We start from the raw sequence: 878 nt of genomic DNA on the forward strand, positions 1-878 counted from the left end.
GCGAAGGAAATTCCTGGAGGCAGGCGGGAACCCGCACGTCAGCGGGTTGACGGCGGGCAGCGTAAACGGCCTCGGGGGTTATCCGATGAGCCCGCCGGGTTAATAGGTGGGACGACGGCGGATGATGTGGGCGGATGCACGGGAATCCGCGCGGGTGGATGGTAGGAATAGGCCGGACTGGCCGTGGCGGCCGCGGCCACACCCGGTCGGAACCACCCGGTCGGAGTTACCCGCTCGGAGCCACACCCGGTTGGAACCACCCGGCCCGAGTTAGCCGGTCGGAGCCACAGCCGGTCGGAGCCATCCGGCCCGAGCTCGCCGGCCCGCTCTTCTTCCCCACCGAGCCGCGTCCGCTGACCGGCTTGTCGATCCCCCTCGTCCTGGGGCACGAGTTAGGCGGCACCGTGGTCGACAGGGGCGATGGTGTCGGTTCGGTCGTCGTGGGCGACCGGGCCACGGGCGAACCGATCTACCGCTGCGGGCAGTGCCCGCCGTGCCGGGCCGGCCGGTACAACGTCTGCCGCCAGATCGGCTTCCACGGGCTGATGGCCGACGGCGGCATGGCGGCATGGCGGAGTTCACTATCGGAGTTCACTATCGGCCGGGCGATCGCGTTGCGCCTCGCGGCGGACGGCGCGGACATCGCCGAAAAGCTCGGCGGCCACCTGGGCCTCGGCAAGGGGCAGGCGCTCGAGCAGTACGCCGCCGGGATCCCGCTCGGCCGCGGGCAGATACCCGAGGAGGTGGCCGCCTTCGTGTCCTATATGGCCGGTCCGGACTCCGCTTACATGACCGGGCAGTCGGTGGTGATCGACGGTGGTCTCGTGATGCGCTGAAAGGCGGGTTTCCGCTCGAGCTGGCGGGCCTGATGTGCGGAT

1 protein-coding gene and 1 pseudogene are annotated in these 878 nt (G+C 70.2%); both read left to right on the forward strand.

What is annotated here, in order from left to right:
- Positions 1 to 317: 317 nt before the first annotated feature.
- A pseudogene (locus ACY45C_RS14540) lies at positions 318 to 572 on the forward strand (alcohol dehydrogenase catalytic domain-containing protein); the annotation flags it as partial.
- Positions 561 to 836, forward strand: coding sequence for an SDR family oxidoreductase (locus ACY45C_RS14545; protein ID WP_462188142.1), 276 nt, complete (start codon positions 561 to 563; stop codon positions 834 to 836). The pseudogene ACY45C_RS14540 and the gene ACY45C_RS14545, both read left to right, overlap by 12 nt.
- The last annotated feature ends 42 nt before the right edge of the window (positions 837 to 878 follow it).

Source organism: Frankia sp. CcWB2, from assembly GCF_977927585.1.

Coding starts and splice junctions, on each gene's coding strand:
- ACY45C_RS14545 (WP_462188142.1), top strand. CDS start 561: ATGGCGGCATGGCGGAGTTCACTATCGGAGTTCACTATCGGCCGGGCG.